Origin of the sequence: Pelomonas sp. KK5 (genome assembly GCF_001984095.1) — a bacterium.
Classification (GTDB): domain Bacteria; phylum Pseudomonadota; class Gammaproteobacteria; order Burkholderiales; family Burkholderiaceae_C; genus KK5.
Window position 1 is genome coordinate 1 of sequence record NZ_LYVQ01000274.1, and the last position, 7,734, is coordinate 7,734.

General features: G+C 68.4%; 10 protein-coding genes. 2 read left to right on the plus strand and 8 right to left on the minus strand.

Annotated features, from left to right (window positions below):
* Together B0W88_RS34535 and B0W88_RS27700 are read right to left on the minus strand one after the other, a co-directional pair.
* Positions 1-611: hypothetical protein (locus B0W88_RS34535; protein WP_077037790.1), on the minus strand; the 611-nt coding region annotated here is incomplete at its 3' end.
* Positions 612-750: 139 nt separating this feature from the next.
* On the minus strand, positions 751-1,401 hold the full coding sequence (locus tag B0W88_RS27700) for an arylesterase (protein WP_077037791.1): 651 nt from the start codon (positions 1,399-1,401) through the stop codon (positions 751-753).
* Positions 1,402-1,420: 19 nt separating this feature from the next.
* Between B0W88_RS27700 and B0W88_RS27705 the strand changes: the two genes are divergently transcribed.
* Together B0W88_RS27705 and B0W88_RS27710 are read left to right on the plus strand one after the other, a co-directional pair.
* Complete coding sequence (locus B0W88_RS27705) at positions 1,421-2,098, plus strand: ABC transporter ATP-binding protein (protein WP_077037792.1); 678 nt, start codon at positions 1,421-1,423, stop codon at positions 2,096-2,098.
* Between the two features lie 95 nt (positions 2,099-2,193).
* Positions 2,194-3,465, plus strand: coding sequence for a solute carrier family 23 protein (locus B0W88_RS27710; RefSeq protein WP_077037793.1), 1,272 nt, complete (start codon positions 2,194-2,196; stop codon positions 3,463-3,465).
* Between the two features lie 203 nt (positions 3,466-3,668).
* Here B0W88_RS27710 and B0W88_RS27715 read toward each other — a convergent pair whose 3' ends face one another.
* The 6 genes from B0W88_RS27715 to B0W88_RS27740 all read right to left on the minus strand — a co-directional run.
* Positions 3,669-4,460 (minus strand): peptidylprolyl isomerase, encoded by a 792-nt coding sequence (locus tag B0W88_RS27715; protein ID WP_077037794.1) that lies wholly within the window; start codon positions 4,458-4,460, stop codon positions 3,669-3,671.
* An 81-nt stretch (positions 4,461-4,541) separates the two neighbouring features.
* Positions 4,542-4,808 (minus strand): BolA family transcriptional regulator, encoded by a 267-nt coding sequence (locus B0W88_RS27720; protein WP_077037795.1) that lies wholly within the window; start codon positions 4,806-4,808, stop codon positions 4,542-4,544.
* A complete protein-coding gene (locus B0W88_RS27725; RefSeq protein ID WP_077037796.1) occupies positions 4,805-5,446 on the minus strand; it encodes a septation protein A in 642 nt (213 codons plus the stop codon). Before B0W88_RS27725 ends, B0W88_RS27720 begins: the two co-directional genes overlap by 4 nt.
* A gap of 13 nt (positions 5,447-5,459) precedes the next feature.
* On the minus strand, positions 5,460-5,864 hold the full coding sequence (gene msrB, locus B0W88_RS27730) for a peptide-methionine (R)-S-oxide reductase MsrB (RefSeq protein ID WP_077037797.1): 405 nt from the start codon (positions 5,862-5,864) through the stop codon (positions 5,460-5,462).
* A complete protein-coding gene (locus B0W88_RS27735) occupies positions 5,861-7,333 on the minus strand; it encodes a YdiU family protein (RefSeq protein WP_077037798.1) in 1,473 nt (490 codons plus the stop codon). Before B0W88_RS27735 ends, msrB begins: the two co-directional genes overlap by 4 nt.
* A gap of 46 nt (positions 7,334-7,379) precedes the next feature.
* On the minus strand, positions 7,380-7,734 hold a 355-nt coding region (locus B0W88_RS27740; protein WP_233151869.1), incomplete at its 5' end, for a methyl-accepting chemotaxis protein.

Consider the following 7,734-nt stretch of genomic DNA (forward strand, 5'->3'; position numbering starts at 1 on the left):
ACATGGGCTGGCGCAACGACCGTGACCGCCGCGGCCCGGATCGCGAGGGCCGCCCGCCTCAGGACGCGCCGCGCGCCCAGCAGGAACAGCAGCAGCAGCGCCAGCAGCAGATGTGGCGCCAGCAGCAGGCCGAGCAGAACCAGCGCGCGCAGCAGGAACAACAGCAACGTGGCCAGCAGGAGCAACAGCAGCAACGCTTCCAGATGGAGCAGCGCGAGCGCGCCCAGTTCGACCAGCAGCAACAGCAGCAGCGCGCACAACAGGAGCAGCAGCAGCGCCAGCAGCAGCGTGCTCAGCAGGAGCAGCAGCAGCAGCAGCAGCAGCGAGCTGAGCAGGACCAGCGGCGCCAGCAGCAGGAGCAACAGCAGCGGGCCCAGCGCGAACAGCAGCAACGCGGCGAGCAGGAGCGTGAGCGCCGCGAGCAGCAGGAGCAGCAGCGTGCCCAGCAGGAACGTGCCCAGCAGGAGCAGGCCCGCCAGCAGCAGTTGCAGGAGCAGCGCGCCCGCGACCAGGCCGAGATGCAGCAGCGCAACCGCCAGCAGCAGCAGGACCAGGCGCGGCAGCAGCAGGCCCAGCAGCAACAACAACAGCAGCAGCAGCGCCAGCCGCAACAGCAGCAGCCGCAGCGTGGCGACGACGGCAAGCGCGACAACAACAACAACCGCGGGGACCGCGATCGCGACAACCGAGGCGGCCGCGACCGTCAGCCGCAGCAGCAGGAACGCTGAGGACTAGGAGTCCGACAGACTCCTAGAGCAGTGGCTTCAACGCCGCCCAGACGTTGTCCAGCATCAGCGGATGCGCCTTGGCCACCGGGTGGATGCCGTCGGCCTGGAACCAGCCGGCCTCGCGCGCATCGGGCCGGTCGGCCACGCCCTTGAGCAGGAAGGGCAGCAGCGTGGCCTTGGTCTCCCGGGCCACCTGCACGAACATCGCCTCGAAGTCGCGCTCGTAGGCGGCCCCGTAGTTCGGCGGCATCTGCATGCCGACCACCAGCACCTTGGCGCCCGCTGCCTGCGAGGCCTTCACCATCGCCAGCAGGTTCTCGCGCGAGGCCGCCAGCGGCAGGCCGCGCAGCGCGTCGTTGGCACCCAGCTCGATCACCACCACCGCCGGCTTCACCTGCGCCAGCAGGGGCGGCAGCCGCGAGCGCCCGCCCGAGGTGGTGTCGCCGCTGATGCTGGCATTGCGCACCTGGTAGGGTTTCCTGCCCGTGCCCAGGCGCTGCTCCAGCAGCGCCACCCAGCCCTGGCCGCGCTGCAGGCCGTACTCGGCCGAGAGGCTGTCGCCGACAACCAGCACGGTCCGGCCATCCTTCGCGTCCGCCGCCGAGGCAAGACCTGGCACCGCCGGCGCGAGCAGAAGGGCCAAGCTACAGTGCAGCACTTCCCGCCGATTCATCGCCACTCCTCATCCTTCCATGTCATCGCCACACCTGATCGAAGTCGACAACGTCAGCAAGCGTGTGCAGGACGCCACCGGCGAACTGACGATTCTGCATGACATCAGCTTCACGCTGCGCGCGCAGGAGTCGGTCGCCATCGTCGGCGCCTCGGGCTCGGGCAAGAGCACGCTGCTGGGCATCCTGGCGGGCCTGGACGTGCCCAGCAGCGGAGCCGTCCGCCTGCGCGGGCAGGACCTGTTCCAGCTCGACGAGGACGCCCGGGCCGCCGTGCGCGGCGTCGAGCTGGGCTTCGTGTTCCAGAGCTTCCAGCTGCTGCCCAACCTGACCGCGCTGGAGAACGTGATGCTGCCGCTGGAACTGCGCGGCGAGCGCGAGGCCAAGGCGCTGGCGACGGCGATGCTGGGTCGGGTGGGCCTGGCGGGCCGGCTGGGCCACTATCCGCGGGTGCTGTCCGGCGGCGAGCAGCAGCGCGTGGCGCTGGCCCGCGCCTTCGTGCTGCGGCCGGCCCTGCTGCTGGCCGACGAGCCCACCGGCAGCCTGGATTTCGCCACCGGCGCCCAGGTGATGGAGCTGATGTTCGAGCTGAACCGCGAGGCCGGCACGACCTTGGTGCTGGTGACGCATGACAACGCCATCGCCGCCCGCTGCGAGCGGCAGCTGCGTATCGAGGCGGGAGCGCTGGCGCAGAGCTGACGAGGCCATGTTTTCCCTGCCCTGAGCTGGTGCAAGGCGGCGCACAATCCTGGCGCTTCGCCTTCTTCCCTTCTCACCACTCACAGCAGAAAAACATGAGTTCACTCTTCAGCTGGCGCGAGACGCGCCCGGCGCCCGGCGCCGTCGTGGCGCCGGACGAGCGCCTGCCCTGGCCGCAGACCGCGGCGATGGGCGTGCAGCACGTCGTCGCCATGTTCGGCTCCACCGTGCTGGCGCCGATCCTGATGGGTTTCGACCCCAATGTGGCGGTGCTGATGAGCGGCATCGGCACGCTGATCTTCTACCTGCTGGTCGGCGGCAAGGTGCCCAGCTACCTGGGCTCCAGCTTCGCCTTCATCGGCGTGGTGATCGCGGCCAAGGCCGGCGCGGCGGGCATCCCTGGCGCCCTCGGCGGCATCGTCGCCTGCGGCGCGGTCTACATCCTGATGGGCCTGCTGGTGATGGCCATCGGCACCCGCTGGATCAACGCGCTGATGCCGCCGGTGGTGACCGGCGCGGTGGTGGCCGTGATCGGCCTGAACCTGGCCGCGATCCCGATCAAGAACATGGCGCCCACGCCCTTCGACGCCTGGATGCAGGCGGTGACCTTCGTCAGCGTGGCGATGGTGGCGGTGTTCACCCGCGGCATGGTGCAGCGCCTGCTGATCCTGGTGGGCCTGCTGGTGGCGGCGGTGATCTACGCGGTGCTGGCCAACGGCTTCGGGCTGGGCAAGCCGCTGGACCTGTCCGGCGTTGCGAATGCGGCCTGGTTCGGCAGCCCGCACTTCGTGACGCCGGTCTTCGAGGCGAATGCGATGCTGCTGATCGTGCCGGTGGTGATCATCCTGATGGCCGAGAACCTGGGGCACATCAAGGCGGTGGGCGCGATGACCGGCCGCAACCTGGACGGCATGGTCGGCCGCGCCTTCGTCGGCGACGGCATCGCCACCGTGGTGGCCGGCAGCGTCGGCGGCACCGGCGTGACGACCTATGCCGAGAACATCGGCGTGATGGCGGCCACCAAGATCTACTCGACGGCCACCTTCATCATCGCCGCGCTGATCGCCGTGCTGCTCGGCTTCAGCCCCAAGTTCGGCGCGCTGATCCAGGCCATCCCGCTGGCGGTGATGGGCGGCGTGTCCATCGTCGTCTTCGGCCTGATCGCCATCGCCGGCGCCAAGATCTGGGTGGACAACAAGGTCGACTTCTCCGACAACCGCAACCTGATGGTCGCGGCGATCACGCTGGTGCTGGGCACCGGTGACTACACGCTGAAGTTCGCCGGCCTGGCGCTGGGCGGCATCGGCACCGCCACCTTCGGCGCGATCATCCTCTGGGCCATCCTCGGACGTGGTGGCAGGAAGTAAGGCCCGAGTCCCCTGACGACAAAGCCCCACGGCGCTCGCGCGCCGTGGGGCTTTTTGCATTGATCCTTGAGGCGCCTGCCGGGCCGCCCCAAGGGCGCCTCAAGCCGATGTGCGAGCTGGGCATCCCCCGCGAGCATCGGCGTCCCCTCGGGGGACCGACCAGTCCCGCCCGCGTTCAGCGCGGCGGGGCTGGGCGAGGGGCATCAGTTCGCGAACTTGTAGTCGGTCTTGGCGCTCTTCTTCAGGGCGGCCTGGAAGTCGGCGACCTTCTGCTGTTCCATGCGCTGCTTGACCTGCGCCTTGACGTCGTCGAAGGCCGGGAAGGTGGCTTCGCGAGTGTCTTCCAGCTTGATGATGTGGTAGCCGAACTGCGACTTGACCGGCTCCTGGGTCATCTCGCCCTTCTTCAGGCTTTCCAGCGCCTTGGTGAACTCGGGCACGTAGTTCTTGCCGTTGGCCCAGTCCAGGTCGCCACCGTTGGCGGCCGAGCCCGGATCCTTGGAGTTGTCCTTGGCCAGGTCTTCGAACTTGCCGCCGGCCTTGATCTTGGCGATCAGCGCCTTGGCGTCTTCTTCCTTCTCCACCAGGATGTGGCGGGCGCGGTACTCGGTGCCGCCGTTGGCCGCCTTGATCTTCTCGTACTCGGCCTTGGCGTCGGCGTCGGTCACCGGGTTCTTGGCGGCGTAGTCGGCGAACAGCTGGCGGATCAGGATGGACTGGCGGGCCAGTTCCATCTGCGCCTTGTAGTCGGCGGTCTGCGGGACGCCGCGCTTCTCGGCTTCCTGGATGAAGATCTCGCGCAGCACGACTTCGTCACGGACCTGGCTCTGCAGCTCCGGCGAATCCTTCTGCTGGCCGCCCTTCAGCACTTGGCTGACGAGCAGGTCGACGCGCGACTTGGGAACCGGCTTGCCGTTGACGGTGGCGACGTTCTGCGCGTGGGCCGACAGGGTGGCCAGGGCCGCGACGGTGGCGGCGAGCACAAACTTCTTCATGGGATTGGGGTGCTTGGATAAAAAAACAGCGCCGGGCCGGCGCAGGAGCGGAATGCTAACGGTGAGGATCTGCGGGCTGTTTCAGGGTTCACCCGGGGCGCGGGCCTCGATGGCCAGCGCGTGGATGCCGCGCTTCATCAGCTCGGCGAGCGCATGATAAACGAGGCGATGCCGCGCCACCTTGTGAACGCCCGTAAAGCGCGGACTGACGATTTTCACGGTGTAGTGGCCGCCTTCGCGGGCGCCCGCATGGCCGGCATGGAGGTGGCTGTCGTCGATGACCTCGAGGCTCTCGGGGGCCAGCGCCTCGCGCAACTGCGCCTCGATCAATGCGATGGTGCTGCTCATGGCTTGGCCTCGTCCTTGCCCTCGGCGGGCGCGAGGTACTTGCTGAGGTACAGGCCCTGGCCCAGCGTGAACAGGATGATCAGCCCGGTCACGCCCCAGGCCTTGAAGTCCACCCAGGCCGAACGGCTGAAGCTGTAGGCCACGTACAGGTTGACCACGCCTAAAGCGCCGAAGAACAGCACCCATGCGACGTTGAGCCGCTGCCAGACGCCGGCAGGCAGGTCCAGCTCGGCGCCAAGCATCGTCTTCAGCAGGTTCTTGCCCATGAAGGCATTGCTGATCCAGAAGGTCAGCGCCATCGCCCAGTACAGGCCGGTGGGCTTCCACTTGATGAAGTTCTCGTTGTGGAACCAGATCGTGGCGCCGCCCAGTACGACGACCAGCACCAGGCTGATCCACAGCATCAGGTCGACCTTCTGGCGCCTGGCCTTGAGGACCAGCACCTGCAGCAGCGTGGCGACGATGACCACCAGCGTGGCCAGCAGCATCGGCGCCTCTTCCGGGCCGACCTTGCCGCCGGACACCATGAAGCCGAAGTGCTCGCTGGTGAAGGCGGCGGCCCAATCCTGGTGCTGGTCCGCATACTTGAACGAGCCGAAGAACAGCAGCAGCGGCAGGAAATCGAGCAGTAACTTCATCAAGCAGGCAGGTTCAGGGTTTGGGCTCGAAGTCTATCGCGGCCGAATTGATGCAGAAGCGCTCGCCGGTGGGCTCCGGCCCGTCCGGGAACACATGGCCCAGGTGCGAGCCGCACTTGTTGCAGCGCACCTCCACCCGCACCATGCCGTGGCTGCGGTCGACGATGCGCTCGACCACCTCGGCGTTGATCGGCGCCCAGTAGCTGGGCCAGCCGCAGCCGGCGTCGAACTTGGTGTCGGCCTCGAACAGCGGCGTGCCGCAGCCGATGCAGTTGTACTTGCCGCCTTCCCAGTGGTCCCAGTACTTGCCGGTGAAGGCGCGTTCGGTGCCGTGCTGGCGGGCGACGTGGTATTGCATGTCGTCGAGCTGCTCGCGCCACTCGGCGTCGGTCTTCTTGACTTCGTATTCGTTGCTCATGATGAACAGGAAACCTCCAGGTGTTGCGCCCACTCGGGCGGCAGCGCGGCGTCGGAGCGCTGCAGGGGTTCGTCGTACGGCGAGCGCAGAACTTTCAGCAGCCGCGCGGTCTCGCTGAAATCGCCGCCCTGCGCGGCCCGGATCGCGCCTTCGGCCAGATGGTTGCGCAGGACCACAGCTGGGTTCGTGCGCTTCATTCTCAAGGCCCGCCCGGCGCCCTCGCTGCCTTCGGCGGCCAGCCGTGCCGCATAGCGATCGGCCCAGGAGTCGAAAGCCTCTCGGTCCAGGAAGTGATCGCGCAGTGCCTCGCGGTTCGTGTCGAAATCGGCCAGCAGGCGGAAGGCGATCGTGAAGTCGGCGCGGGCCGCCGCCATCAGCTTGAGCCAGTCGTCGGCCAGGGCCTGGTCGCCGTCCATCGCCACCGCCAGGCCCAGCTTGGCGCGCAGGCGCTCCAGCATGGCGGCGGGGAACTCGGTCTTGTACACCTCCAGCGTCGCCAGCAGCCGCTCGCCGGCCTCTTCATGAGGCATCAGGCCCTCGAACAGCGGCAGCATCGCCTGGGCCAGCGCATGCAGGTTCCAGAAGGCGACGTTGGGCTGGCGCATGTAGGCATAACGCCCGCGTTCATCGGAGTGGTTGCAGACGTGGCCGGGGTCGAAGGCGTCCATGAAGCCGAAGGGGCCGTAGTCGATCGTCAGGCCCAGCAGCGACATGTTGTCGGTGTTCATCACGCCGTGCATGAAGCCCACGGCCTGCCAGTCGGCCATCAGCCGGGCGGTCTGGCGGGTGACCTTGTCGAGCAGGGCGACATAAGGGTCGTCCGCCTCGCGGCATTCGGGGGCGTGGTGCTCGATGAAGAAGTCGGCCAGGCGGCGCAGCGCGGCGCCCTGGCCGCTATGGGCGAAGTGCTCGAAGTGGCCGAAGCGCAGGAAGCTGGGCGCGACGCGGGTGACGACGGCGGCGCTCTCCACCGTCTCGCGCCGCACCGGCAGGGCCGAGCCGGTGATGCACAGCGCGCGCGTGGTCGGGATGCCCAGCGCGTCCATCGCCTCCGAGCACAGGAACTCGCGGATCGAGGAGCGCAGCACCGCGCGGCCATCGCCCATGCGGGAGTAGGGCGTCAGGCCCGCGCCCTTGAGCTGCAGCTCCATCGGGCCGTTCGGCGTTTGCACCTCGCCCAGCATCAGCGCCCGGCCGTCGCCCAACTGGCCTGCCCAGACGCCGAACTGGTGGCCGCTGTAGACGGTGGCCAGCGGCCGCATGCCGGGCAGCGCGGCATTGCCGCTGAAGACGGCCAGCGCCTCGGGGTTCTGCCCGGTCCAGTCGGCCGGCCAGCCGAGCAGGGCGGCGCAATCGGGGCTCTGCGCCACCCAGTGCGGGTCGGGCATGCCGGTGGCGGGCAGTTCGGTGAAGAACTCGCGGCCAAGGCCGGCATAACGGTTCACCCAGACGGATTCGGGAAACTTCATCCGGCCAGTGTAGTCAGCGGCTCCCTTCCGCCGCTGAAGCGGGGCTTTAGAGGCGGAAGACGGAGACCACGTCGATCATCGTCTTCGCCTGGTGCTTCAGGCTCTCGGCCGCGGCGGCGCTCTGCTCGACCAGTGCCGCATTCTGCTGCGTCACCTGGTCCAGCTGGTGGATCGCGTCGCCGACCTGGGCGATGCCCTGGCTCTGCTCGCCGCTGGCGGCGCTGATCTCGGCGATCAGGTCGGCCACGCGGCGGATCTGGCTCACGATGTCGGTCATCGTCCCGCCGGCCTCGGCGGCCAACTGGCTGCCGGCCTCGACCTTGTCCACGCTGTCGCCGATCAGGGCCTTGATCTCGCGCGCCGCCTGGGCGCTGCGCTGGGCCAGCGTGCGCACCTCGCCG